This window comes from Tardiphaga sp. 709, assembly GCF_032401055.1.
Taxonomy (GTDB): Bacteria; Pseudomonadota; Alphaproteobacteria; order Rhizobiales; family Xanthobacteraceae; genus Tardiphaga.
Genome location: NZ_CP135529.1, coordinates 216,274 through 242,418, shown reverse-complemented (window position 1 = coordinate 242,418; position 26,145 = coordinate 216,274). Strand labels below are relative to the sequence as shown.

The 26,145-nt window shown below is 63.2% G+C and carries 22 protein-coding genes; 8 read left to right on the top strand and 14 right to left on the bottom strand.

The window, feature by feature from the left end:
• Positions 1–16 precede the first annotated feature (16 nt).
• From RSO67_RS01165 to cysD, 7 genes are all read right to left on the bottom strand, one after another.
• Entirely contained in the window at positions 17–808 is a 792-nt protein-coding gene (locus tag RSO67_RS01165) for an ABC transporter ATP-binding protein (protein WP_315841989.1), read from the bottom strand.
• On the bottom strand, positions 802–1,842 hold the full coding sequence (locus RSO67_RS01160; protein WP_315841988.1) for an ABC transporter permease: 1,041 nt from the start codon (positions 1,840–1,842) through the stop codon (positions 802–804). Before RSO67_RS01160 ends, RSO67_RS01165 begins: the two co-directional genes overlap by 7 nt.
• Entirely contained in the window at positions 1,820–2,917 is a 1,098-nt protein-coding gene (locus RSO67_RS01155; RefSeq protein ID WP_175369097.1) for an ABC transporter substrate-binding protein, read from the bottom strand. Before RSO67_RS01155 ends, RSO67_RS01160 begins: the two co-directional genes overlap by 23 nt.
• Before the next feature lie 459 nt (positions 2,918–3,376).
• On the bottom strand, positions 3,377–4,981 hold the full coding sequence (locus RSO67_RS01150; RefSeq protein ID WP_315841987.1) for a sulfite reductase subunit alpha: 1,605 nt from the start codon (positions 4,979–4,981) through the stop codon (positions 3,377–3,379).
• Positions 4,978–6,765 (bottom strand): NirA family protein, encoded by a 1,788-nt coding sequence (locus RSO67_RS01145; protein WP_315841986.1) that lies wholly within the window; start codon positions 6,763–6,765, stop codon positions 4,978–4,980. Before RSO67_RS01145 ends, RSO67_RS01150 begins: the two co-directional genes overlap by 4 nt.
• A gap of 472 nt (positions 6,766–7,237) precedes the next feature.
• Positions 7,238–9,160 carry an adenylyl-sulfate kinase gene (cysC, locus tag RSO67_RS01140; protein WP_315841985.1) on the bottom strand — a complete coding sequence of 641 codons (1,923 nt, stop codon included), beginning with the start codon at positions 9,158–9,160 and terminating at the stop codon, positions 7,238–7,240.
• Positions 9,161–9,170: 10 nt separating this feature from the next.
• The gene (gene cysD, locus RSO67_RS01135; RefSeq protein WP_068731681.1) at positions 9,171–10,010 is read right to left on the bottom strand and encodes a sulfate adenylyltransferase subunit CysD; all 840 of its coding nucleotides are present in this window, start codon (positions 10,008–10,010) and stop codon (positions 9,171–9,173) included.
• Positions 10,011–10,226: 216 nt separating this feature from the next.
• On the opposite strand from cysD, the gene RSO67_RS01130 reads away from it, so the two are divergent.
• Positions 10,227–10,928: a phosphoadenylyl-sulfate reductase gene (locus tag RSO67_RS01130; RefSeq protein WP_315841984.1), complete on the top strand. Its 702-nt coding sequence runs from the start codon at positions 10,227–10,229 to the stop codon at positions 10,926–10,928.
• 8 nt (positions 10,929–10,936) lie between these two features.
• On the opposite strand, the gene RSO67_RS01125 is transcribed toward RSO67_RS01130, so the two are convergent.
• Positions 10,937–12,106: a CmpA/NrtA family ABC transporter substrate-binding protein gene (locus RSO67_RS01125; protein WP_315844139.1), complete on the bottom strand. Its 1,170-nt coding sequence runs from the start codon at positions 12,104–12,106 to the stop codon at positions 10,937–10,939.
• Positions 12,106–12,696 carry an ANTAR domain-containing response regulator gene (locus RSO67_RS01120; protein ID WP_089264382.1) on the bottom strand — a complete coding sequence of 197 codons (591 nt, stop codon included), beginning with the start codon at positions 12,694–12,696 and terminating at the stop codon, positions 12,106–12,108. The genes RSO67_RS01125 and RSO67_RS01120 overlap by 1 nt, the downstream gene beginning before the upstream one ends.
• A gap of 111 nt (positions 12,697–12,807) precedes the next feature.
• On the opposite strand from RSO67_RS01120, the gene rimO reads away from it, so the two are divergent.
• Positions 12,808–14,136 (top strand): 30S ribosomal protein S12 methylthiotransferase RimO, encoded by a 1,329-nt coding sequence (rimO, locus tag RSO67_RS01115; RefSeq protein ID WP_315841983.1) that lies wholly within the window; start codon positions 12,808–12,810, stop codon positions 14,134–14,136.
• A gap of 183 nt (positions 14,137–14,319) precedes the next feature.
• Here the strand turns inward: rimO and RSO67_RS01110 are convergent, their stop codons facing one another.
• Genes RSO67_RS01110 through pcsA form a run of 3 tightly spaced genes read right to left on the bottom strand, consistent with a single transcriptional unit; the run spans position 14,320 to position 16,819 of the window.
• Positions 14,320–15,294, bottom strand: a complete 975-nt coding sequence (locus tag RSO67_RS01110; RefSeq protein WP_315841982.1) for a quinone oxidoreductase — start codon at positions 15,292–15,294, stop codon at positions 14,320–14,322.
• A gap of 56 nt (positions 15,295–15,350) precedes the next feature.
• The gene (locus RSO67_RS01105) at positions 15,351–16,088 is read right to left on the bottom strand and encodes a TerC family protein (RefSeq protein ID WP_315841981.1); all 738 of its coding nucleotides are present in this window, start codon (positions 16,086–16,088) and stop codon (positions 15,351–15,353) included.
• Positions 16,085–16,819 (bottom strand): phosphatidylcholine synthase, encoded by a 735-nt coding sequence (gene pcsA, locus RSO67_RS01100; RefSeq protein ID WP_315841980.1) that lies wholly within the window; start codon positions 16,817–16,819, stop codon positions 16,085–16,087. The genes RSO67_RS01105 and pcsA overlap by 4 nt, the downstream gene beginning before the upstream one ends.
• Positions 16,820–16,955: 136 nt before the next feature.
• Here pcsA and RSO67_RS01095 point away from each other — a divergent pair, with 136 nt between their 5' ends.
• Entirely contained in the window at positions 16,956–18,152 is a 1,197-nt protein-coding gene (locus tag RSO67_RS01095; RefSeq protein ID WP_315841979.1) for a UbiH/UbiF family hydroxylase, read from the top strand.
• Positions 18,153–18,278: 126 nt separating this feature from the next.
• Here RSO67_RS01095 and RSO67_RS01090 read toward each other — a convergent pair whose 3' ends face one another.
• Positions 18,279–19,232, bottom strand: coding sequence for an AEC family transporter (locus RSO67_RS01090; protein WP_315841978.1), 954 nt, complete (start codon positions 19,230–19,232; stop codon positions 18,279–18,281).
• Between the two features lie 121 nt (positions 19,233–19,353).
• Here RSO67_RS01090 and hspQ point away from each other — a divergent pair, with 121 nt between their 5' ends.
• Complete coding sequence (gene hspQ / locus RSO67_RS01085; protein WP_092142755.1) at positions 19,354–19,686, top strand: heat shock protein HspQ; 333 nt, start codon at positions 19,354–19,356, stop codon at positions 19,684–19,686.
• A 191-nt stretch (positions 19,687–19,877) separates the two neighbouring features.
• On the opposite strand, the gene RSO67_RS01080 is transcribed toward hspQ, so the two are convergent.
• A complete protein-coding gene (locus tag RSO67_RS01080; RefSeq protein ID WP_315841977.1) occupies positions 19,878–20,702 on the bottom strand; it encodes an invasion associated locus B family protein in 825 nt (274 codons plus the stop codon).
• A gap of 366 nt (positions 20,703–21,068) precedes the next feature.
• Here RSO67_RS01080 and RSO67_RS01075 point away from each other — a divergent pair, with 366 nt between their 5' ends.
• The 4 genes from RSO67_RS01075 to RSO67_RS01060 all read left to right on the top strand — a co-directional run bounded on the left by RSO67_RS01075 (position 21,069) and on the right by RSO67_RS01060 (position 26,115).
• Positions 21,069–22,796 carry an extracellular solute-binding protein gene (locus RSO67_RS01075; RefSeq protein ID WP_315844138.1) on the top strand — a complete coding sequence of 576 codons (1,728 nt, stop codon included), beginning with the start codon at positions 21,069–21,071 and terminating at the stop codon, positions 22,794–22,796.
• A 4-nt stretch (positions 22,797–22,800) separates the two neighbouring features.
• Complete coding sequence (locus RSO67_RS01070; RefSeq protein WP_315841976.1) at positions 22,801–24,309, top strand: class I adenylate-forming enzyme family protein; 1,509 nt, start codon at positions 22,801–22,803, stop codon at positions 24,307–24,309.
• 105 nt (positions 24,310–24,414) lie between these two features.
• Positions 24,415–25,650, top strand: coding sequence for a GGDEF domain-containing protein (locus RSO67_RS01065; protein ID WP_315841975.1), 1,236 nt, complete (start codon positions 24,415–24,417; stop codon positions 25,648–25,650).
• 72 nt (positions 25,651–25,722) lie between these two features.
• The gene (locus RSO67_RS01060; protein WP_089264391.1) at positions 25,723–26,115 is read left to right on the top strand and encodes a PRC-barrel domain-containing protein; all 393 of its coding nucleotides are present in this window, start codon (positions 25,723–25,725) and stop codon (positions 26,113–26,115) included.
• Positions 26,116–26,145: the final 30 nt, after the last annotated feature.

The following is a 26,145-nucleotide window of genomic DNA, read 5'->3' as shown; positions in this document are numbered from 1 at the left end:
CACGACCCAGGGAAGCTCACCACGTCGCATCCAGCCCGAGCAACCCCAGGATCTGTCGTCGCAGCTCGGCCAGATGCGGATCGCCACGATGGCGCGGATAGGGCCGGTCGACCGTGATATCCGCCGTTACCCGCGCGGGGCGATCGCTGAACACGATGACCCGGTTGGCGAGGAACAGCGCCTCCTCCACGTCATGGGTCACCAGCAGTGCCGTGAAACCGTTGCGTTGCCAGAGCGACACCAGCTCGGCTTGCATGGTGATGCGTGTCAGCGAATCCAGTTTGCCGAGCGGCTCATCGAGCACAAGGATGCGCGGATCATTGACCAGCGCGCGCGCCAGCGCGACGCGCTGCGCCATGCCACCCGAGAGCTGATGCGGATAGGCCTTCCGGAAGGCTCCGAGGCCGACGAGATCGATGGCCGCATCGACGCGGTGACGCTGCGTCTTCAGCACACCCTGCGCCTCGAGCCCGAGCGCGACATTGTCCCAGACGGTCCGCCACGGAAACAGCGTCGGATCCTGGAACACCACGACGCGCGACGGATAAGGTCCGGTGATGGCGACGCCGTCCTCTTCCAGCGTGCCTGCGCGCGGCGGCTCGAGACCGGCGACCAGACGCAGCAGCGTGGACTTGCCGCAGCCGGAGGGGCCGAGCAGCGCGACAAACTCGCCGGGCGCGACGGATATGCTGACATCGTCGAGCACCGGTAACACGCTGCCATCGATATCGAAAGCGTGGCTGACGCCCTTGACGTCGAGCGACGCGCCGGTCGCTGCGGGCTGAAACGGTTTTGCCAGCGCTACCATTTGACGACACCCTTCTGCCAGATCAGCAGGCGATCGCGGATCTTGAACAGCAGCGTGATCGCGCCGGAGCAGAGCAGCGACATCACGATCAGCGCCGCATACATGTTGTTGTAGGACGCCCAGCCCTGCGCCCATTGCAGATAGAAGCCGAGCCCGGCCTTGACGCCGATCATCTCGGCCACGACCAGTACCGCGAACGACGCGCCGAGCCCCATGAACAGGCCGACGAACACATGCGGCAAGGCTGCGGGGATTGCGACCTTGGTCACCAGGAACGACGGCCTGGCACCGAGCGTTCGTGCGACATCGTAATAGGCGGTGCTGACGCTGGCCACGCCCGACCAGGTCAGCACCGTCACCGGAAAGGCGGTGGCAAGCGCGATCAGGAACGTGCTGGCGCTCCAGGCCGACGGGAACGTGAAGAACGCAATCGGCAGCCAGGCCGTCGCCGGCAACGGTCCGATGAAGCGCAGGATCGGATGCACCCAGTAACCCGCGAGCCGCGACCAGCCGATGGAGACGCCGGTGAGGAAGCCTACGGCCGCGCCAATGAAATAGCCGCCGAGTTGCAGCTTCACCGAGGCGAACGCGCTGTCGAGCAGTTTTGGCAGGTCGTCGGTATAGACCTCGACGATGGACTGCGGCGGTGGAAAGAACGGCAACGGCAGCCAGCCGAATTTCGCCGTTGCAAGCTCCCACAGCGTCAGGAACGCTCCCAAGGCAAGCAACCATGGCGCGCGCCGCTGCACGCCATCGCCGAACTTGCCGAGCGCCGCCTGCGCCGTGGTCGCAATCGCGATGCCGCCAGCAATCGCGAATGCCGTATAGGCTACAGCCTCGGTGCGTGGCCAGTCGCCGATATCTGGCCATCGCAGGCACGCCAGGCCGAAAGCCAGCCACGCAAGCCCTGCCCCGATCCCCGTAATGCTGAAACGAAGCTTGCTGACGAATTGAAGTCCGCCATCGCCAGCAATGAGCGCGGTCTCGCGGTCACCGCCAAGCGGTGCGATCTCAGACGCGGAATACGTCGGCATAGATGCGCTCCGCGAATTTGGTGGTGTCGGTCGACGGTTTGAACACCGACACCGTCTTGAGATCGTCGGCATAGGATTTCAGCTCGCGCTTCAACGCATCGCCCACGGGGTGATGATGATGGGTGTGGTACTTCACCATGCCCAGCAGATCTTCGACGGTGGCATTCTTCGGCGCATAGGGCTGGAACGACTTCGCAGCCTTCTCCGGATTCTGCGATGCGAACATTGCGGCATCGAGCAGCGCCTGCGTCAGGCCGCGCGCGACCAGTGGATCGTCACGCAGCAGGCTGCCGCGCACGCCGACGATGCAGCAGCTGATATCCTTGTAGGGGCCATCGAGATTGGAGCCAACTTCCTTCAGCTCGCCGTCCTTGAGCCAGAGATAGGCCAGCGGATCGGAGGCGAGCCCGATCTGTGCTTCGCCCTTCTCCACGGCGAGCCGCACGAGGTTGCCGGGATATTGCCGCCACTCGACGTCCTTATCCGGGTTGAGTCCGGCTTTCGCGAGCTGGATCGAGAAGAAGTTCTTGTCGGGACCAGCCATATCGCCGACGGCGATGGTCTTGCCCTTGAAATCCGCAACGCTCTTCACTTCCGATTTCGCCGGCGCCAGCGCGCGCAGGCAGCCGCCATGGGTGCCGGCGACGATCTTGACGTCGAAGCCCTGCTCCAGCGGCTTCAGCCAGCGCAGCGCCATACCCAGGCCTGCATCGGATTTTCCTGTGGCAATGGCTTCGAGAAGCTGGTCCGTCGAGCCGCTGTAATTGACCAGCTCGACATCGAGGTTCTGCTTCTGGAAGAAGCCGTGATCGATGGCGACCGGCAGCGGCGCAAGGCAGACCGCGCCGGCATTCCAGGAGAGCTTCAATTTGCGCGGTGCGCCGGTGAGCGCGGGCGCCTCCGATGCGGTCCTGCAGATCGGAAATTCGGAAAAATCGATGGGTGACGCCTGCCGGAACGGAAACGCCTGCGCGCCCCATACGCCGAGTGGCGCGGCCAATGCGGCTGCAGCGCCGCCGCGCAACAGCGACCGGCGATCCATCAGCGGCTTGCGGTTGTGATCATCGTTCGACATCTGGTCTCCTTGCGATCGGCACAGCGCTGCCCATTGCCGCAACGCATAGTGTTGCGGCTCGCGCTGATGCGATGGTCAATGTGTTGAGTGGAAGCTCAGCCGTGAGAGTCCGACGACTCCCGCCCCTGTGATTTCGATGGTACGAGGATGCGCAGCGCGGCGCGCAGGGTCAATGAAATGGAATTTTGAATGTGGAAGTAGTTGGAGAGAGTTTCTCCAAGTTCTGCGGACGTTGCGAAGAAGGCTGTTTCGCGCCGGAGAAGCATGCTCCGTCTGCTGGCCACAACAGCAAAGTCATTCTCAATCGTCGTCCCCGCGAAGGCGGGGACCCATAACCACCGTCGAAAAAGTGAAGGCAACGGCAGAACCGTACTGTCATCGCATTGACCGATGCACCAGCGTGTATGGGTCCCCGCCTTCGCGGGGACGACATTCGCCGTGTGCTCCAGTTCAAATAACTCAATATACGTCGAGCTGAAACCGCCCCTTCTTCTTCAGCTCACTGACAAACATCACCGCTTCATCAGTCGAACGCGCGCCATGCTGGGCGGCGATATCGACCAGAGCCCGCTCCACATCCTTGGCCATGCGCTTGGCATCGCCGCAGACATAGACATGGGCGCCTTCTGCGAGCCAGGTCCAGACGTCGCGGCCGACCTCGCGCATGCGATCCTGCACATAGAACTTCTCGCCGGCGTCGCGCGACCAGGCCAGCGACAACCGTGTGAGGAAGCCCTCGGTCTTCATGCCATTAAGTTCGTCGGCATAGAAGAAATCGGAGGTGCTGCGCTGATGGCCGAAGAACAGCCAGTTCTTGCCCGGCGCCTTGGTGGCCTTGCGGTCGTGCAGGAACGCCCTGAACGGCGCGATTCCGGTGCCCGGCCCCACCATGATGATCGCCGTCTCGGGATTTTCCGGCAGCGCAAAACCATGAGCCTTCTGAACATAGACCTTGAGCTCATCGCCGGGCTGGATGCGATCGGCGAGGAAGCTTGAGGCGAGACCATGTCGCTTCCGCTTGCCCACCATGTAACGAACGATATCGACGGTGAGAGACAGTTTGCCCGGCGTCGCATTGTGCGATGACGAGATTGAGTAGAGCCGCGGCTGCAGTGGCTCCAGCGCTTCGATAAAAGCCTCCGGATGCGGCCGCACGCCAGAGAATTTCTGCAGCGCCGCCATCACATCGAGCGTCGCGGCATCGCCATCTGGGTCCTCGCCCTGCGCCAGTGCGCGTGCCTTGGCGCGCTGCGCCCCGCCGGTGAGATAGGACATCAGTTCGAACAGCGAGTCCGGTGCCGGGGCCAGCGAGACGTCGTATTGCAGCACCTCACGCAGCGTCTTGCCACGCACTTCCGTCGTATGCGACGCGCCGAGCAGAGCGATGATCTGGTCGACGTGACCGAGATCGTTCGACGCAAAGATACCGAAACTGTCGCCGACGACGTAATCGAGGCCACAGCCCGAGAGATCGAAATCGATATGCCAGGTTTCCTTCTCAGAGCCCTTGCCGTTGAGCAGGCGGCGGCCGAGAAACACCGCGGGTGCGGGATTGTCGCGCGAGCGGCCGAGCGTCGACGGATCCGGCGCAGCAACTTCGGCCGGCTCCGCAGCAGCAGTCGTCGCTGCTGCCGCGGGCGCAGCACCCGCCGGTGCCTTGTCGAGCTCTTCATAGAGCGACTTCAGCATCCGCGCGGTCTCCTTGCCGCCCGGCACGCAGAGATTTAGCCGCGCTTCGGCCTTGGAGGCGATCGCGTCGGAATAGTCGTTGCAGTTATAGCCGCACTGGCCGCAGTCCTGCTGCGCCATCGCCGCCATCATCTTGCGACGAACCGGCTTGCCCTCGGCGAGCTTCATGCGATCCGCGATCGGCATGGTCTGGTCATGCCACGGCGCGCCGTCGTCTTCTTCCATGATCGCGGCGCCCTGCTCGGCCGACAACGGCGCGGGGCCATCCGACAGCAGGCCGGCGAAGAAGCCGTTCAGCCAGGAGCGTTGCGCTTCCGAGAACGGCGCAGACGCAGGAATGATCTCGAGTTTGGGCGGCGGCGTCATCTGGTTCATGCGGACACCTGTTCATCAGCGAGCTTACGCAACGAAGCCGCGTCGTGACGGCGCGAGAATGTGAGGAAGGTCTCGTCTGGCGACGCGCGGTGGGCGAGATAGGCTTTCAGCAGCCGCTCGACGACAACAGGCGCGTCCTCGGACTTGACGTTCTGATAGACCTCCTGCCCGACATCGGCCAGTGGGCCGAAGCCGCCGCCGGTGAAGATGTGGAAGCCGTCCACGGTGTCGTCGCTATCGTCCAGCGCCACGCGCGCGCCGATCATGCCGATGTCGCTGATGTAATGCTGCGCACAGGAATGATGGCAGCCGGTGAGATGGATGTTGATCGGCGTGTCGACCTCGACGCGCGTATCGCACCATTCGGCGACGTTCGTTGCCGTGCGCTTGGTATCCGCATTGCCGAACTTGCAACCGGCGCGGCCGGTGCAGGCGATCAGGCCGGCGCGGATCTCGGTGGTCTTGATGGCAAGGCCGAGGGCTTCGATGGCCGCAGTCGCCAGCGCGACATTCGCGTCTTTCACACCGGGGATGAGCAGATTCTGCCACACCGTGAGGCGGATATCGCCGTCGCCGAGATCGGCTGCAATCTTCGAAAGCCCCCGCATCTGATCGGTCGTCACCTTGCCCAGCGGCAACACGACGCCGATCCAGTTCAGACCATCCTGCTTCTGCCTGTGCACTCCGATATGCGCCGTACGATCGAAGCCCGGACGCGGCAGCAACGCGTCCGCCGGAACGCGCGTAAACGACGTGCCGAGCTTCTCCTCGACGAGGGTGAGGAACTTCTCCATGCCCATGCCGTCGATCACGTATTTCAGCCGCGCTTTGAGGCGGTTGGTGCGGTCGCCGAGATCGATGAAGACACGCACGATGGCGTCGGAGACCTTGGTGGAGTCCTCCGGCCTCACGATGATGCCGGTATCGGTGGCAAAATCCTTGTGGCCGGTGATGCCGCCGATGCCGAGCTTGAACCAGACGCCAGGCGCGACGCCGAAGCCATCCTTCACTTCGACTGCCTGGAAGGCGATGTCGTTGGTGTCTTCCAGCACGGCGATCTTGCCGGCGCCGTCGAAGGCGACGTTGAACTTGCGCGGCAGGCCGGTCAGCGTGCGGTCGTTGAGAATGTGATAGTGCCATTCGCGCGCATAGGGTCGCGTGTCCAGCAGTTCCTGCGGGTCGATGCCGGCGGTCGGCGTGCCCGTGACGTTGCGGATGTTGTCGGCCCCGGAGCCGCGTGAGCACAGACCGAGATCCTGGATCCCCTCGATCAGCTTCACGGCATTTTTCGGCGGAATCTCGCGCACCTGCAGATTGGCGCGCGTTGTCACATGCGAGAACGGACCGCACAGCTCGTCACTGAGATCGGCAAGACCCGCAAGCTGCCAGTGCTTCATGATGCCGTTCGGGATCCGAAGCCGGCACATATAGGAGTCCTGCGTTGGCCCGACATAGAAGATGCCGTAATAGCGCCAGCGGAAATTGTCGGCCGGCGATGGCCGCGCATCGATCGCAGCCTGATCGCGCAGCCGCGGATAGGCGTCGAACGGATGTTCCTCGCGCTTCCATTTCTCCTGCTCGACCAGCTTCTTGCCCGACGCAATCGTGCGATCCTGGGCCTTGATATGCGGCGCATCCGGCCCGGTCGGCTCCGCATTGGCCTTGACTGACGCGCCGCCGCCGAGACCCTTGCCGACACGGCTGATCTGCAGCCCGGTCGAAAAGCCTTCGAGGTAGCGCTTCTGTTCGTCAGTAAAGTCGATGGAGAGCGTTTCAATTTTCATGCGAGACGAAGCTCCTGCGGGCCACAGCGTGGCTTCAACGGGGATAAGGATTGCGGACCGCGCAGGCTCAAGTCAGCGCGTCGCGCCGGCTTGAATTCTGGAAGCGATCCGATCAGCCTCGTTGCTGCGGAAATCCATCTGAACTGGCCGGCGGGCATCAGCGAACGCCGGTTGAATAGAGACATTCAAGTCTCGTGCCAGATCGCCCTCGGAGGAAAAACGTCAAGAAATCAGGTGATTATGGTTGAGGCCGGGCGGAACCCGCCTGTTCGGTGCCAGCGTTTGTGCACCGCACGCTCAATAATTAGACGGCGGGCCCCAACAACAGCTGTCGTTGCTAGGAGCCTGCGCGACGAAGCCTCCAGCCTTGGCTCATGGCTTTTGGGATCGCCGCCTCGGTAAGAGGAAAGCTGGCGAACCAGCTTTCCTTGACCTCATCATGAGGTGCAAAAGTGAGCGCGGGCCTAAGCCGTTAGACCGCCTCGAACGCCGCCAGATCAGCGGCTCCGTCGTCCAGCACTTGCGTCTGCCGCAGCATGTCCTCGATGCCATCTATCGCGCGACCCACATCGACCGTCGACGTGTCGATCCGCAGCTCGACCGTCTCCGGCGCCTGATAGTCGTTGGCGATACCGGTAAAGCCCGGCAGGTCGCCGGCGCGGGCCTTGGCGTAATGCCCCTTGGGATCGCGCTGCTCGCAGATATCCGCCGGCGTCGCGACATAGATCTCGCGAAATGCAGTATCAACCGCGCTGCGGGCCTCGGCGCGGTCGCCGCGCGAGGGTGAGACAGCCGCGACGATGGCGATATGACCGTTGCGAGCGAGATGGCCGGCCATCTCCGCCAGCCGCCGGACATTCTCGCTGCGATCGGCGGCGGAGAAGCCGAGGTCGCGATTGAGTCCGGCACGCAGCGTGTCGCCGTCGAGCAGGATCGGCGAACCGCCTTTGGCGAACAGACGGTGCTCCAGCGCCCGCGCCAGCGTCGACTTGCCCGATCCGGGCAATCCCGTGAACCACACAACCGCGCCTTGATGGCGGTAGCGCGCCGAACGTTCCTCAGGCTGCAGTGCCGACTGCACCGGCACGATGTCCGACGACACAGTGCGTTGAGCAGCATCAAAGGAGAGCACGAGACCGCCACCGGCGATCCGGCCGCCAACCTCGATCACGAGACGTCCGGTGCGCGGATTGTCGATGTAGCGATCGGCGGCGACCGGTTGCGACAGTGCGATCTCGATTTCACCGACATGATTGCGGGCAATCTGCTTGGTCTCGACACTGGCCAGTTCGCCGGGATCGATCGCCTTTTCGATCGCGACCACACGGCCGCGCACTTCGCGCACGCCGAGCCGCACCAGGATCGACGATCCCGCTGTCAGCGGCTGATCGTGCAGCCAGAAAATCCGCGCCCGCAGTCGTCGTGTATCCGATGGCACCGCGCCAGCATGCGCGATCACGTCGCCGCGCTCGACGAACAGTTCGCGGTCGAGCGTGATACCGACGGATCGCCCTGCCCCGTGCTCGCCCTCCAGCAGCATCGCCGACCAGCGCTCCACGCTCTTGATCTTCGCTCGCTTGCCAGCGGGCATGATCACCACGTCATCGCCGACAGCCAGATGACCGGCCTCGATACGCCCGGCCACGATGCGCCGGTCGTCGAACTTGTAGATCGCCTGTACCGGTAGCCGCAGCGGCAATTCATCAAGCGCGAGCGCCGGCTTCAGCGCATCGAGCGCCCCCACGACTGTCGGCCCGCGATACCAGCCGATACGGTCGGTATGGGTGGCCACGCCATCGCCATCCCGCGCCGAAATCGGAATCACCGCGGCGGGCGTGACGCCGAGTTCGATGAGATGCGCCGAAATTTCGTCGCTGATCGCCTGAAAGCGCGCAGCGCTGAAATCGACGCGGTCCATCTTGTTGACGACGACGGCGACCTGCTTCACGCCCAACAGATGCAGCAGATAGGCATGGCGCCGGGTCTGATCGCGAACGCCCTCCAGCGCATCGACAATCAGCACGGCGCCATCGGCCTGCGATGCACCGGTGATCATGTTACGCAGAAACTCGGCGTGGCCGGGCGCGTCGATCAGAATGACGTCGCGCAATTTGGTGCGGAAGCGGATCTGCGTGGTATCGATGGTGATGCCCTGGTCACGCTCGGTCTGCAGCGCATCGAGCAGGAACGACCATTCGAACGGCATGCCGCGCCGGGCGCTCACCGCTTTCAGCATCTCCAGCTTGCCATCCGGCAAGCCGCCGGTCTCATGCAGCAGGCGACCGACCAGCGTCGACTTGCCATGATCCACATGGCCGACGATGACGATGCGCAGTTGCGGGCGCGTGGTGCCGTTGGGCATTCCGAGCGAGGTCGGATTGACGGGTTTGGTCATGGCATCACCTCTACAGATAGCCGGCGACGCGCAGTCGCTCGAAGGCGTCTTCGGTCTCATGATCGAGTGCGCGGCCGGCGCGCTCGGGAATCGTGGTGCCGTCGAGCTCGACCAGGATTTCGGCAATCGTGCTGGCGGTGGATGCGACGGGATTGGTGATGTCGGCATCGCCCAGCGAGCGGTAGCGCTTGCCGTCTTTGGCCAGATAGAGCGGGATGATCGGGATGTTTTCGCGCGCCGTGTAGGCCCAGATGTCCGCTTCGGTCCAATGCAGGATCGGATGAATGCGCAGATGGGCACCGGGCGGCGGCGATGCGTTGAACTGATCCCAGAATTCCGGTGGCTGGTCGCGCACGTCCCATCCGCCCTCGACGCCGCGCGGCGAGAACACACGCTCCTTGGCGCGGGTCGCCTCTTCGTCCCGCCGAATACCAGCGATCAATCCGTCGAAGCCGTGCTTCGCCAACGCAAGTTTGAGACCTTCGGTCTTGCGCGCTGCGGAGCGCGCCGCCGGCGGTAATGTCGGATCGACACTATCGATCGACGGGCAATATTCGACGGTGAGGTCGAGTCCCCACTCCTTCGAATAATGATCGCGAAATGCGTACATCTCCGGAAACTTCTTGCCGGTATCGACATGCAGCGCGGGGAACGGTACGTGGCCGAAGAACGCTTTGCGCGCCAGCCAGATCATGACGTTGGAGTCCTTGCCGAGCGACCACAGCAGGGCCAGCTTCTTCAGCCGGGCGAAGCCCTCGCGCAGGATGTAGATGCTCTGCGCTTCCAGTTGATCGAGGTGGTCCATCGATACCACGTCCGATCGGACGCGTTCGAGATTGGTCGACGTCATACGCCTTCTCCAGGTCCTCAAAACCGCCGTGAGATTCGCCGTTGCTCACGAAGCGGATACGCTCGGAGAAAGTGCATCTCTGGAACTCGATTTATGGGGTCAAAAAATCTAAACTGCGCTTCTCAAATAGAAAGAATATTTTTCTATTAAGTGGCGACAAACAACTGATATATAGAATCTTATTCCAGTCAAGCTGGATGTGTTGAGGAGTTTGAGATGTTGTCGCCCGGAGTCGTCGCAAGTGCTGTCCAATACGATCAAGCGCTGCAATCAGCCTCGCCTGCCGAGGTGATTGCTGCGGCGCTTGATGTCGCGGGCCGCGATGGACTCGCGCTGGTATCGTCGTTTGGCACGGAGTCCGCGGCACTGCTGAAGGTGATGGCCGATGTTGATCCCGCCATCCCCGTGCTGTTTCTCGACACCGGCTGGATGTTCGAGGAGACACTCGCCTATCGCGACCAACTGATCCTGACACTGGGCCTGCGCGACGTGCGAACGATCCGCCCCGCAGCGGATGCGCTTGCCGCTCACGACAGCGATGGGGATTTGTGGTCGTCCGATCCCGACACCTGCTGCCGGATCAGGAAGGTTGAACCGCTGGCACAGGCACTGGCGCCGTTCAGCGCATGGATCAACGGCCGCAAGCGATTTCAGGGTGCGTCGCGCGCGGCCATTCCTGTCGTTGAAACCGATGGCGGCAAGCTGAAATTCAATCCATTCGCCAATGTCACGCCGGACGAGATCAGGCTGATCTACGCGTCGGCGAAGCTGCCGCCACATCCGCTCGTGGCCTCGGGATTTGCGTCGGTCGGCTGCATGCCCTGCACGTCCCGCACCGCGCATGGCGAGGACCCCCGCGCCGGCCGCTGGCGCGGCCGCGCCAAAACGGAATGCGGTATCCACACGTCGACGAACTGACGCCGCCGCTACGACTTCATATGCGCGATCTCGAACGCGGCGAGATGGGCAGCGATGTTGCTCGGATCGAATGGCGGACCGGCAAAAGCGCCGACCGCGTCGGGTACATCGGTCGGAGCACTGCCGGTGATACCGAGCGCGGCATCGTAAAGATCGGGGCGGAACACGCCCTGTGCGATCTTCAGCGCCTCGGGGCTGATCGCGGCCTGTCCCCAGCGCACCATCTGGGCATAGAGCCAGGCGGCCTGAACGGGATCGGGACGCCCGGCTCCTTCGCGGCCGACCAGCAGATAGCGTCCGCTCTCGCGCATGGTGCCATCCGGCGAAATCTTCAGCCGGCCATCCAGCGTCCGCAGCAGGACCTCCGGCGAGACGCCGATATATTGGGGCTTGGCGAGAATCGCTGAGATCTCATTGCGGTTCTCCGGCGCCTCGATGAAGGCAGCCGCACTCACATGCGCCCGCGTGAGTGCCGCCACGGTGTCCGGGTTCTTCTCCGCCCAGCTCTGCCTCATCGCCAGCACCTTCTCGGCAGCGCGCAGCAGGATGTCGGAGACGAAATGCAAAATATGGCCAACGCCGAGATCGACCGCGACAGAATTCCAGGGCGCGCCGACACAGAACGCATCCACGTGACCGTTGGCGAGGCTGTCGACCATGTAAGGCGGCGGCAGCACCACGAGGCGGACGTCCTCATCGGGATCGACGCCGCCGGCGGCCATCCAGAAACGGAGCTGGTAATTATGCGTCGAGAACGGAAACGTCATGCCGAAGGTCAGGGGATCGGCGCCGGCACGGGCACGCGCGACGACCACGCGGCGCAGCGCCTGCGCGGTGGCCATCGGATCGGTCGGGTCACCGTCGAGTTCCGACATCAGCGCCGCATGTAGCGCCGGCGAGACGGTAATGGCATTGCCGTTGATGCCGAGATTGAACGACGCCACGATCGGCACTTTCACATGCCCGAGCCCGAGGCTGGACGCGATGGCAACGGGCGCCAGCAGATGCGCCGCTTCGAACAGGCCGATATTCAGCTTGTCGCGGACATTCGACCACGACACTTCCCGAACCAGTTCGACGTTCAGCCCCTCAGCCTTAGTGAACCCCTTGTCGACCGCGACAATCAGGGCGGCGGCGTCGGCCAGCGGAATGAAGCCGATGCGAAGCGGGTGGTCGATCATTTCAGCAACTCCGCTGCGGTGATGATCGACTGGGCGATCTCACCGATTTTCTTCTTTTCACGCATCGCCGTGGATCGCAGCAATACGTAAGCCTCTTCTTCATTGAGGCCCTTGAGCTTCATCACGATGCCCTTGGCGCGATCGATGATCTTGCGCTCCTCCAGCGCCGACTTGGTGCGCTCGAGCTCGTCCTGCAGTTTGGAGAAGGCGTTGAAACGGGAGATACAGAGATCGAGGATCGGCTTGATCCGCTCCTTCTTCAGCCCGTCCACGATGTAAGAGGATACCCCCGCCTCGACGGAGGCTCGCGCCGACTCGGCGTCGCTCTGGTCGACGAACATGGCGACCGGCCGGCGCACCGCGCGGGAGACCTGGAACATTTGTTCCAGTACGTCGCGGCTGGGGTTTTCGAGATCGATGACGATAACGTCCGGATCCAGCGCATAAATCCGAGCCAGCAGGTTATGCATCTCCCGGATATGCTGGACGTCCACATAGCCAGCCTCCCGCAGCCCTTCCTCAAGGATCGCGGCCCGGATCGGGCTTTCGTCGACAATGACAATTTTGGGCGACTGGTCGGCAGGCATCGGGCACTCACATGGATGCAGCATACCCATAGCACGCCCGCGCACGGCTTAAAGCCTTGTAATTATGGGCAAATGGGACTACCTGCTGCCTCTCAATCAGGCAGATCGAACATGCAACAGGCCGCCGCGCCGAAAATCTCCTTTGTCTCGCTGGGATGCCCGAAGGCCCTGGTGGATTCCGAGCGCATCATCACGCGCCTGCGGGCCGAAGGTTATGAACTCGCCCGCAAGCACGACGGCGCCGACATCGTCATCGTCAACACCTGCGGCTTCCTCGACAGCGCCAAGGCGGAGTCGCTGGGCGCCATCGGCGAAGCCATGGCGCAGAACGGCAAGGTCATCGTCACCGGCTGCATGGGCGCCGAGCCCGAGCAGATCGAGGCCGCCTATCCCAACCTGCTGTCGATCACCGGCCCGCAGCAATATGAGAGCGTGCTCGACGCCGTGCATCGGGCGCTGCCGCCGGTGCACAATCCCCATATCGATCTGGTGCCGCCGCAGGGCATCAAGCTGACGCCGCGGCACTATGCCTATCTGAAAATTTCCGAAGGCTGCAACAACCGCTGCACCTTCTGCATCATCCCGAAGCTGCGTGGCGATCTCGTTTCGCGTCCGGCCAACGAAGTGCTGCTCGAAGCCGAGAAGCTGGTGAAGGCCGGCGTCAAGGAATTGCTGGTCGTGTCGCAGGACACCTCGGCCTACGGCGTCGATATCAAATATGCGACGAGCCCGTGGAAGGATCGCGAGGTCCGCGCCAAGTTCTATGATCTCGCCAAAGAGCTCGGCGAACTCGGCGCCTGGGTGCGGCTGCAATATGTTTACCCGTATCCGCATGTCGACGAAGTCATCGGCCTGATGAATGCCGGCAGCAATGTGCTGCCCTATCTCGACATCCCGTTCCAGCACGCGGCCCCGGAAGTATTGAAGGCGATGAAGCGCCCGGCCGCGCAGGACAAGACACTCGCGCGCATCAAGACGTGGCGCGAGATGTGCCCGGATCTCACACTCCGCTCGACCTTCATTGTCGGCTTCCCCGGCGAGACCGAAAGCGATTTCCAGTATCTCTTGGACTGGCTGGAAGAAGCGCAGATCGACCGCGTCGGCGCGTTCAAATACGAGTCCGTGGCGGGCGCGACCTCCAATGCCATTGCCAATGCGGTGCCTGAAGAAATCAAGCAGCAGCGCTGGAATGCGCTGATGGAGCGTCAGCAGAAGATTTCCGCGCGCCGCTTGAAGCGCAAGGTCGGCACCCGCCAGCAGATCATCATCGACGAGGTCGGCCCGACTGTATCAAAGGGCCGCTCGAAGGCGGACGCGCCTGACATCGACGGATCGGTCTATATCACCGCACGCCGGCCGCTGAAGGTCGGCGAGATCGTCACGGCGAAGATCGAACGCGCGGATGCGTATGATCTGCACGGGACGGTGGCGGGGTTTTAATAGAAACGCCGGCGGAAGTAATTTCCCTCCCCCTTGTGGGGAGGGTCGGCCGAAGGCCGGGGTGGGGGTGCCCCACGTGACATCGAGCCTGCTGAACCGCCCCAACCGTCTCGAACGCTGCGCGTTCGATCCACCCTCCCACGGCGCGTGGCTACGCCACGCTTGGGGGAGGGAAAAGCAACCTCACACTTTCAAAATCACCGCACCCGTGGTCTTGCGTGCTTCCAGGTCCACATGCGCCCTGGCCGCATCCTTCAGCGCATAGGCGTGATTGATCGGCACATGCAGCTTGCCGTCGATCACAGCCGAGAACAGCGTGTCGGCGCCCTCCAGCAGTTCCGAGCGCTTGGCGACATAGTCGTTGAGCTTCGGACGCGTCGCAAACAGCGAGCCGTGATTGTTGAGTTCGGCGATGGCGAATGGCGGCACAGGGCCAGAGGCATTGCCGAACGACACCCACATGCCGCGCGGCTTCAGGCATGACAGCGAGCCCGGATAGGTGGTCTTGCCCACACCGTCATAGACGACATCGCAGAGTTCGTTACGGCTGATCTGCTTCACGCGATCGACGAAGTTCTCTTCGTTGTAATAGATGACGTGATCGCAGCCATTGGCCAGCGCCAACTCGCCCTTCTCTTTCGAGCCGACGGTGCCGATCACATGCGCGCCCATGGCCTTGGCCCACTGGCAGGCGAGCAGACCGATGCCGCCCGCTGCGGCGTGGATCAACACGCGGTGATGCGGCTCGACCTTGAAGGTCTTGTGCAGCAGATACCAGACCGTGAGGCCCTTCAGCATCAGCACGGCACCCTGCTCGTGGGTGATGCGATCGGGCAGTTTCACCAGCCGGTCGGCGGCAAACACGCGCTCGGTGGCATAGCTGCCGAGGGCCGAATAATACGCGACGCGGTCACCGGGATGGAAGCCGGTGACGCCGGGGCCAACCTCGATGACTTCGCCCGAGGCCTCATTGCCGGCAATGAACGGCAGCTGCGGCGCCTTGTAGAGGCCGCTGCGGAAGTACGTATCGATAAAATTGACACCGATGGCATGCTGGCGGATGCGCACCTCGCCCGCGGCCGGTGCCGGGACCTGCACGTCTTCATAAGTGAGGACTTCGGGTCCACCGATCTCGTGGACGCGGACGGCTTTGGTCATCGTTCAATCTCCCTGAATGACTTTGGTCTCAAGCGATAACCAACACCCGCATGATGTCAACCGGTGCCCGGCAGGGCCCGCTTTCGGCGGTTGCGCTTCGCCAGCACGTTGAACAGCTCGACCGCCGCCGAGAACAGGATGGCGAAATAGATGTAGCCGCGCGGGATGTGGAATTTGAATCCATCCGCCATCAGCGAGACGCCGATCAGCACCAGGAAGGCCAGCGCCAGCATCTTGGTGGTCGGATATTGCGCCACGAAGCGTGCCACTGGTCCGGACGATACATACATTACCGCACAGGCGATGATGACGGCGGCAACCATGATCTCGATGTCCTGCGCCATGCCGATTGCAGTGATGATGGAGTCGAGTGAGAAAACGAGATCGACGACGATAACCTGCAGGATCACCCAGGCAAAGGCGTTCGGTGCCGGCTTCTCGTTGCCGGGTCCCTCGCGCGCCTCGACCTCGGCATGAATCTCATGCGTCGCCTTGGCAATCAGGAACAGACCACCACCGATCAGGATCAGATCGCGCCAGGAGAATGCGAGGCCTCTCACCGTGATGACGGGTTCGGTCAGGCCGATCAGCCAGACGAGGACGCTCAGCAGGATGATGCGGAACACAAGCGCCAGCGCCAGACCGATCTGGCGTGCGCGGGTGGCCTGCGGCTCCGGCAGCCGCGACACCAGCACCGACAGGAAAATCACATTGTCGATACCAAGTACGATTTCAAGCGCGGTCAGCGTCAACAGCGCGGCCCAGGCTTCGGGGCTGGAAAACAGTTCGATCATGATTTGGAGGGCCTCATGAGGCGGATGACGGCGTCACCGCAGACAATGTAAAAAGCGATCGCGCAGAGCGCGACCGTAATAGGCAAAGCAACAGCGAAATTCTGTATCAGCGTGATGACGGCCAGCACAGCCCATATCGCCATCAGTGACAGGTTCAACCGGCGCAGGCGCGTCACGCGAACGGGATGCAGCACATGCACCGGCACAAAGGTCAGGACGATCAAGGCCAGAATCGCAAGGCTCGCGATGACGGGTGATGGTTGCAGCAAGAACAGATAGAACGCCGCCCCGTTCCACAGCGCCGGAAAACCGCGAAAGTGGTTGTCGTCGGTCTTCATGCGTTTGTCGGCAAAATAGAGTGCGCTGGTGACGACGATACCGGCACCGAGCAGCACCGCGGTCCACGGCACCAACAGGCCGGAGGCAGCGATCGCATAGGCCGGCACGAACACGTAAGTGAGAAAGTCGACCACAAAATCGAGCGCGTCGCCCGACCAATCCGGCAACACGCGGCCAACGTCGAAGTGTCGGGCGATCGGGCCATCGAGCCCGTCGATGATCAGCGCCAAACCGAGCCAGCCAAACATCACAGCCCATTCGCCGCGCACGGCGCTCATCATGGCAATGAGTGCCACGCCGGCACCGAGCGCAGTAAAGATGTGAACCGAGAACGCCGCCGCGCGCGCGGATCGTGACGACGACGGGAGTTGGTCCGGACTCGAAGCGGTCATATGCGGGGAATTGCTAGCAGGAATCGGCCCGATTTGCACAGGCGCCGATGCGGCACTCGGCCGCCCGACGATCCGGGAACGATTCCGCGGCGCGTAACGGCTTGAAAATACCGGGCCAAAGGCCGATGGTCCGGCCATGACCGAGACCTCTGCTTCCACCTCCATTTATGACGTCGCCGTTGTCGGCGGCGGCCCCGCCGGCCTTGCTGCAGCCCTTGCGCTGGCCGAGACCGGCGCCCGTACCGCCCTCGTCGCCCGACGCGTCCCCTACGGCGACAACCGCACCACCGCGCTGCTTGGCGGCTCCGTCACGTTTCTGGAAAGCCTCGATGTCTGGCGCCGCTGCGCCGACAAGGCGGCCGCGCTGACGACCATGCGGCTGGTGGACGACACGGGCCGGCTGATCCGCGCCCCCGAAGTGAAATTCGTCTGCAGCGAGATCGGCCTCGAAACCTTCGGCTACAATATCGAGAACCGCGAATTGATGATCGCGCTCGAAGCGCGCGCTGCGGAATTGACCAATCTCATTCGCATCGATGACGAGGCCGATACGGTCACGCCGGAAGAGATGCAGGTTCAGGTCCGCACGCGGCAAGGCCAGCTCTTGGTGGCGCGGCTGATCGTCGGCGCCGATGGTCGCCAATCCCTGTGCCGCGAGGCCGCGGGCATTTCAGTCAAGCGACGCGCGCTTGAGCAGACCGCGCTGACTTTCAACATCGCGCATAGCCGGCCGCATAAAAACATGTCGACGGAGTTTCACACCCCCGCCGGTCCCTGCGTGTTCGTGCCCCTGCCCGGCAATCGCTCCAGCGTCGTCTGGGTCAACAAGCCCCGGGATGCCGAGCACCTGATGGCATTGAGCGATGAGGCATTGTCGGACGCCGCCGAGAAACAATCGCATTCGATCCTCGGCCGGGTTCAGGTCGAGCCGGGTCGACACACGTTCCCGCTGGCAATCGAGCAGCCCGCACAGCTGGCGAAGAACCGCATCGTGCTGGTCGGCGAAGCCGCCCATGTGGTGCCGCCGATCGGTGCGCAGGGTCTGAATCTTGGCCTGCGCGACGCCGGCGATATCGCTGACGTCGTTCGCGATGCCGGCATGAATGGCGCGGATATCGGGGCGGCGCCGGTGCTGGCGCGTTTCGAGCAGATCCGCCGCAGCGACATCTCCTCGCGTACCTTCGCCATCGACATGGCGAACCGTTCGCTGCTCAGCGATATCCTGCCGATGCAGGTGATCCGCGCGGCCGGCATGCATGCGATGGGGTCTATAGGCCCGTTGCGCCGCCTTGCGATGCGCGAGGGCCTGTCGCCGTCGTGGCGCAAGAGCTGACGTAACTTGTCTTTCGTAGGATGGGTAGAGCGTCTTCGCGAAACCCATCGTTCACACGTGCTATAGGTGATGGGTTTCGCTCCGGCGCTTCGCGCCTCCGCTCTACCCATCTTACAAGCGGGTATCCTACGGAAACGCGATCTGGCCGCTCTTCAGGAAATACATCACCGAGGTCAGCGTCAGCACGGAGACGAAAGTGCCGAGCAGCACCGCAACCGAGGCCGGTTCGACCCAGCTATCGTACTGCCGCGCGATCACGAACACGTTCAGCGCCGGCGGCAGTGACGCCAGTAGCACGGCTGTCGCGGCCCAGAGCAGCGGGAACGGTCCGAGCAACAGCATCAGGCCGAACACGATTAGCGGATGAATGAGCAGCTTGATGAAGATCAGGCCCGGAATTTCCCATGGCACCCGCCCCAGCGGCCGCAGCGCGACGGTGACGCCAAGCGCGAACAATGCGACAGGTGCCGCCGAGTTCTGCAGGAACAGCAGCATGCCGTCGACCGCGACCGGCATCTGGATGTGAAACGCCGCGACAAAGGCGCCGAGATAGGCCGCGACGATCAGCGGATGCAGCACGATGTGCTTGATGACGATGCCGATAGTCGGCAGCAGCGGACGCTTGTCGCTTGAGGTCAGCGCCATCATCAGCGGCGCGATCGAGAACAGGAAGATGCTGTCGAAACAGAACACCAGTGCAGTCGGAACGGCCGCCTTGGGGCCAAGCACAGCCAGCGCCAGCCCCGGCCCCATATAGCCGATATTGCCGTAGCCGCCGGCAAGCCCGGCCATTCCGGCCTCGCGCATGGTCAGCCGTCCCAGGAATTTACCAGTGCCGACCGACAGAAAGAACGCCGTTGCAGTCGCCAGCGTGGTGCCGATCACGAAGGGCAGATTGTTGAGTTCCTCGAACGGCGTCTTGGCCATGATGCGGAAGAACAGCGCCGGCAGCGACACATAGAGAAGGAAGAAATTCATCCAGGCGAGGCCCGTTTCGGGCAGGTTCTTCACCTTGCCGCAGGCGAAGCCGATGAAGATCAATCCGAAATACGGCAGTGCAAGATTGAGGACGTCCATCATGTCAGGCGTGTTTTTCTTGGTTCTTGGCCCGGTGGGCGGGATAGCGGGGAGCGGCGTCCGTATGTCGTAAATCCGTCGTTTGCCTCTAGCATCGGCCACAATCCTGGTCTATTCGACCAGAATGATCAAAGCGCGGACCGCCAAATTCCAGATCGGACAGATCGTCCGCCACCGGATCTTTTCGTTCCGGGGGGTGGTGTTCGACATCGATCCGGAATTCAACAACACCGAAGAATGGTGGCTGTCGATCCCCGAAGACGTCCGTCCGAGCAAGGACCAGCCGTTTTACCATCTGCTGGCCGAGAATTCTGAGTCGGAATACGTCGCTTATGTCTCCGAGCAGAACCTGCTCCCCGATGAATCCGGCGAGCCGATCCGGCACTCCCAGGTCGCCGAGATCTTCATCAAGGACAAGTCCGGCAGCTACCGGCCACGCAATCCGTCGCTGAACTGACGCCGAAGGCGTTATTCCCTCAGACTGTCATTCCGGGGCGCGGACGGCTCTTGCCGGACGTGAACCCGGAATCCCGACATGGGATTCCGGGTTCGCGCGCGAAGATGCGCGCGCCCCGGAATGACAGTGTCAACTAGCAACAAAAAAGGCGCTCATTTCTGAGCGCCTTTTCGTTTGCCTCTTGAACGAGCTTACTTCGCGGCCGGATTGGCCGGGGCCGCCGGTGCTGCACCAGCTGCCGGCTGCTGCGCTTCGAGCTTGGCGCGGGCTTCCGCAGCGCGCTTCTGCAGCTCTTCCTGCAGCTTCTTCTGGGTTTCTTCGAACACCTTCGGATCGGTCGGCGGGCCGTCATAGGCCTTGGCGAATTCGGCCAGCGGCAGCGGCAGCGTCAGCGGTGCGCCGTTGGAATTGATCGCCTGCACGATCAGGTTCTGGCCCTTCTTCAGATTGGCCAGCAGCTCCGGGGTGACTTCGTAATCGGACATACAGCCGTTGGCGAAGCAGATCACATAGGGGCTCTGCGCCGGGGCGTTGCTGTCCACGATCACGCGGGTGCCGTGCACGAGCTGCATGCCGAGCGGCAGCGTCACGCGCAGGATCTTCTTCGGTTCACCTTCCGGCTCGATGATGACGGCGGCGATGACGGGCTGGCCCGACTCGATGCGGCCGTCCTTGCCGGTGAAGCAGACCTGCTTGGCATTGGCGTCCTGGCCCTTGAGGCAGAACTTGGTCCACGGCGCATAAATCAGCTGAACCTGCTGATCGGCCGGTGGCGCGCCTGCGGCTGGCGCCTGGGCGGCGGGAGCGGCCGGGGTAGCAGCCTTCGGCGCAGCTTTCGGCGCGGCCTTGGGCGCAGGCGCAGCAGCCTTCGGCGCCGCGGCCGGCGGCGCAGCAGGCGCGGGAGCCTGTGCATGCGCAACCGGAGCGATCATCGTGGCGGTCAAGGCCGTCGCCGCCAGAAGCGCGAAGCCCCGCCCGCGCGGCAGAACCGACGCAGCCAAGAGACGGAAATTCATTTCGGAAAACCCTTTCTGAACGGAGGCGCTCATATCCCGGAGGCGGCGCTGACAGTCACCCGTTGGCGGGTGTCTCGGTGCCAATTACGGCCGTTACGTGACAGGCCGCGCCGTCCTCGTCAATTGTCCGCTTTCAATACAGCGGCGGACGAAAAGATCAATGGCGCCAGCCCTATTTGATCCATGGCACAGGTTCGGGGCGGGCAGCCATGGTAAAGTTCCTCTGTGAACAGTTCCGAATCAAATCGCACAAATGCACAGGGTCTTTCGACCCTGTCCAAACTGATCGCGGCGCTGGCCTGCTGGACAGCTCTGGCCGGACCAGTGGTGGATTCCGCACAGGCCGATCCTCGCCACGCGATCGCCATGCACGGTGCCCCGGCCCTGCCGACCGATTTCAGGCAGATGCCCTATGCCAATCCCGACGCGCCGAAGGGCGGCCGCATGGTCCAGGGCGTTCTCGGCACCTTCGACAGCCTCAATCCCTTCATCGTCCGGGGCATCGCGGTGCCGCAGATGCGCGGCTATGTCATCGAAAGCCTGATGGCCCGCGGCCAGGACGAGGCCTTCACCCTCTATGGCTTGCTCGCCGAGAGCGTCGAGACTGACGATGCGCGAAGCTTCGTCACTTTCCGGATCAATCCCCAGGCCAAATTCTCCGACGGCAAGCCCGTCCTGGCCGCAGACGTGCTGTTCTCCTGGCAGTTGCTCCGCGACAAGGGCCGGCCCAATCACCGGCAGTATTATTCGAAAGTGGCCAAGGCCGAAGCGCTGGACGACCGCACAGTCCGTTTCGACTTCGGCGGCCAGGCGGATCGCGAATTGCCGCTGATCCTCGGTCTGATGCCGGTGCTGCCGAAACACGCCGTCAATCCCGACACCTTCGAGGAAACCTCGATGGCGCCGCCGCTGGGCTCCGGGCCCTATACGGTGACGAACGTAAAACCCGGCGCCGCGGTGACCCTGACCCGCAATCCCGCCTATTGGGGCCGCGATCTGCCGATCAATCGCGGCCTGTGGAATTTCGACGAGGTCCGCCTCGACTACTATCGCGAAGCCAACACCCATTTCGAAGCCTTCAAGCGCGGCCTCTACGACTTCCGCGTCGAGAACGAACCGCTGCGCTGGCACGACGGCTACACATTCCCCGCCGCCACGTCCGGCGAAGTGATCCGCGACAGCATCAAGACCGGCCTGCCGAAGCCGTCGGAATTTCTGGTGTTCAACACGCGGCGGCCGATGTTCGCAGATATTCGCGTGCGACAGGCGCTGACGCTGCTGTTCGATTTCGAATGGATCAACCGCACCTATTTCTTCGGCCTCTATGCCCGCTCGGCCGGCTTCTTCGCGGGCTCGGATCTCTCCGCCTATATGCGCGCCGCGGATGATCGCGAACGGACACTGCTGCAACCCTACGCCTCAAATATAGCCGCCAATATTCTCGATGGCAGCTACCGTCTGCCGGTCAGCGATGGCTCGGGCCGTGACCGTCCCGCGCTGCGCACTGCGCTGGCACTGCTCAAAGACGCGGGCTACGAACTTGTAAACAACGTGTCGCGGCGGCAGTCGGACAAAACGCCCCTCGCCTTCGAGATTCTCGTCACCACCCGCGATCAGGAACGTATCGCGCTGGCCTATGCACGCGATCTCAAGCGCGCCGGCATCATTGCTAATATCCGCTCCATCGATGCCGTGCAGTTCGACCAGCGCCGCATCAATTTCGAATTCGACATGATCCAGAACCGCTGGGACCAGTCGCTGTCGCCGGGCAACGAGCAGTCGTTCTACTGGGGCTCGGAAGCCGCCGACAATCCCGGCACCCGCAACTATATGGGCGCGAAGAATACCGCCGTTGACGCCATGATCTCTGCCATGCTGGAGGCCCGCGACCACGGTCCCTTCGTCGATGCCGTCCGCGCCATGGACCGCGCGCTGATCGCCGGTTTCTACGCTATCCCGCTCTACTATGTCGGCGAGCAATGGATTGCGCGATGGAATCGGATAGAACGACCTTCGACCATCGCTCTCTCAGGCTATTTGCCGGAGACCTGGTGGGCCAGAACGCTGCCAGCTTCGCCGCCGAACCGGAAGTGACACCGTGACATCACCCACGCCGAACGCCTCGCCCACCCTCGACGGCCTGTTTCGTCGCATCCTCAGCCGGCAGCCGCAGGCGCTGGCGCTGGTCGACCCCGCCGACAAGCTGCGCATCACGGCGACGGAACCGCAGCGGCTGACCTTTGCGGATGCCGACCGGGCGATCTCGGCACTGACTGCGCATTTCATGGAGGCCGGCCTCCCCGCCAATTCAGTCATCGCCGTCCAGCTGCCGAACACCGTGGAATTCGTCCTGACCGTGCTGGCTGCACATCGCGCCGGCCTCGTCGTCGCGCTGCTGCCGCAGCTCTGGCGCCAGGCCGACCTGACCATGGCACTGAATCGCTGCAGTGCGCGTGCACTAGTGACGTCGAGCAAGATCGACGGCGTCAGCCATGCCGACCTGATCATGAACGCTGCGGCTGAAGCCTTCTCGATCCGCTATGTCGGTGGCTTCGGCAGCGACCTGCCGGAAGGCATGACCCCGCTCGACGTTGTGTTGTCCAGCGAGTTCGTGGAGCCCGCGCCCGTGACGCAGGACGCCCGCCGCGCGGCCATCGTCTCCTTCGATGTGACCTCCGACGGCTTCCGCGCGGTGCCGCGCACGCATCTCAACCTGATCTCCGGTGGCCTCGCCGTCTTCCTGGAAAGCGGCATGCCGCAGGGCGCCACGATCATGTCGGCATTGGTGCCGTCGTCTTTCGCCAGCATCGCCTCGTCGCTGGTGACCTGGCTGCTGTCCGGCGGCGTACTCGCTTTGCATCATCCGTTCGACAATGCGGTGCTGGAACGTAGCATCGCCGCCAATGCCTGCGACGTGCTGGTGGCGCCGGCGCCGCTGGCGCAGCGCCTCGCCGAAGGCGGACTGCTCGATCGGTCTCCCGTGCTGCGTTATGTGCTCGGCCTCTGGCGCGCGCCTGAACAGGTCGCCGCCTCGCCTGCATGGCCGGGATCGCAGGCCTCGTTCACCGACGTCTATCTGTTCGGCGAAGCCGGTCTGTTCGGCGCCATCCGCGGCGACGACGGCATGCCCGTCGCCATCATGCCGGGCCCGCACGGCGCACCGCGCGCCCAGCAAGGCTCCTCTATTGCCGGTGACATCATCCTGACGCCTAAGGGCACGCTGGGCCTCCGCGGCCCCATGGTGCCGGTGCTGGCCTATACGGCCCAGGCCGACGCCAGCAACGCGCTGATCCCCGCCAAGCCGCTCGATTATGTCGATACCGGCTATATGGCCCGGCTCGACCGTCTGACGGGCGCGATCAACATCACCGCGCCGCCCTCGGGCATCATGGCCGTCGGCGGCTATCGCTTCCTGGCGCAGGACCTCAACGAGTGGGCCAAGCGGCTCGGCGAGAACGCCATGCTGACGGCGCTGCCCGATCGTCTCAGCGGCTACCGCCTCGCGGGCCGCGCCAGCAATAACGGCCGCGCTCGCGACGCCCTGACCGAACTCGGCCTCAATCCGCTGATGGTCGAAGCCTTCCGCGACCGCGCCGCAGCCGACTGAGCCAGCAAAAGCGATCCTGAAAATGCAACGGATCTCATTGACTCTGCATTAAGGACGTCGGGCTAGCCTGCCGCGATCAGTTTCGCGTAGAGGTTCAGCTCAAGCATGTCCGACCAGGCCACGATCGTCGCCGTCTCCAACCAGCAGCCGGCCGCGTTTGCGACAGCCCTGGCGGAGAGCAACATCTTCCCGGTGGTCGATGCGACATGGGCCGAGGCGCTGGATGCGGTGGCACGGGTGCAGCCGGCTGCCGTGATCGTGTCGGCTTCCGCTGACGACATGCCAACCTTCCAGGCGCTGGCCAAGCGCCTTGGCGCCAAGCAGCCTTACGTGCCGCTGATTGCGATCGATCCCGCCACGGACTTGCCCGGCCATGCGATCCCGCTCACACAGACCGCCGGCAATTTCGATCGGCTCAGCGCGCGGCTGCGTAACGCGCTTCGCCTTCGCACGCTGCACGCCACGGTCATGCGACGCTTGACCGCCGAAAACCTGCATCGCATGTCCCTGCAGTCGGACCCGCTGGACGATGCGACGGTGATGCTGATCGGCCGCGGCGGTGGCTACCCCGCGCTGTCGGTTGCGCTCGGCGAACGCATCGGCGTGGTCGGCGCGCTCAGTATCGAGGCCGCCGCCAAGCATCTCAATGCGCGCGACCTCGACGGCATCGTCATCGGCGAAGGCTTCAGCACGCGCGTCGTTGACGCGTTTCTCACCGTCCTCACCGAGGACGCACGCTTCCGCAATCTGCCCGTTGTCGTCACCGTGCCCGGCCTGACGCCGAGCTACGATCTTGCTAATCTCGAAATGGTCGTCGGCGATGCCGACACCGTCGCAGCCACGGCGTTGCCGCTGCTGCGCCAGCACGCCTTCGAAGCGCGTCTCGGCCGCACCTTGAAGTCGATCGAATCCGACGGGCTGCTCGATCCCGCTACCGGCCTGCTGACAACTGCAGCCTTTGAACGCGACATCGCGACCGCCGTTTATCACACGCAAACCCGCGGCGGCGGATTGTCGATGGCCCGTTTCTCGTTCGACAATATCCCGCTGCGCGCCCAGCGCGACGCTGCGCGGATCATCAGCCGGCTGATGCGGCGGATGGATTTCGGCACGCTGCAGAACGACGGCTCCATCGTGGTCGCCTTCGCCGAAACCGACCAGCGCAACGCCCATATGATCGCCAGGCGGCTCTCCAGCGTGATGAAGCACACCATGCACGGACCCAAGCGCGATGCGCGCAACGATCCCCACGTCACCGTCATCACGATGGAGCCAGCGGATACCGCGAAGTCGCTGCTGGCGCGCTTGCATGGCGAGGACGCGCAACGCGCAGCGTCTTAGTTCCAGAAATAAAATCAGGAACGAAGTATCGATCGTCGCATTGTAGGTGCATCTGCAATGGAGACAACGATAATGAAAAAGCTCGCACTGATCACCGCTTCCCTCGCCCTACTCGCCACGCCAGTTCTGGCACAGTCGGCAGTCACGACAGGCGCTGCACCCGCCGAGGCAAAATTCTCGACCGTCTCCAAGGAGGAGATGTTCTCGTCCAAGCTCAAGGGCCTGAACATCACCAACCAGAAGGATGAGACGATCGGCGAGATCAGCGATCTCGCAATCAAGAACAACCAGGTCGACGCCCTGATCCTGTCGGTTGGTGGCTTTCTCGGCATGGGCGAACATTACGTCGCCGTCTCGCCGGCTTCGGTGAAGGTGAGCCTCAACAAGGACAACAAGTGGGTGGCGTCGATGAACACCACCAAGGAAGCGCTGAAGGCCGCTCCGGAATTCAAGTATCCGAAGTAAGCGTCGCGTAGTTCAACAAACGGCCGTTGG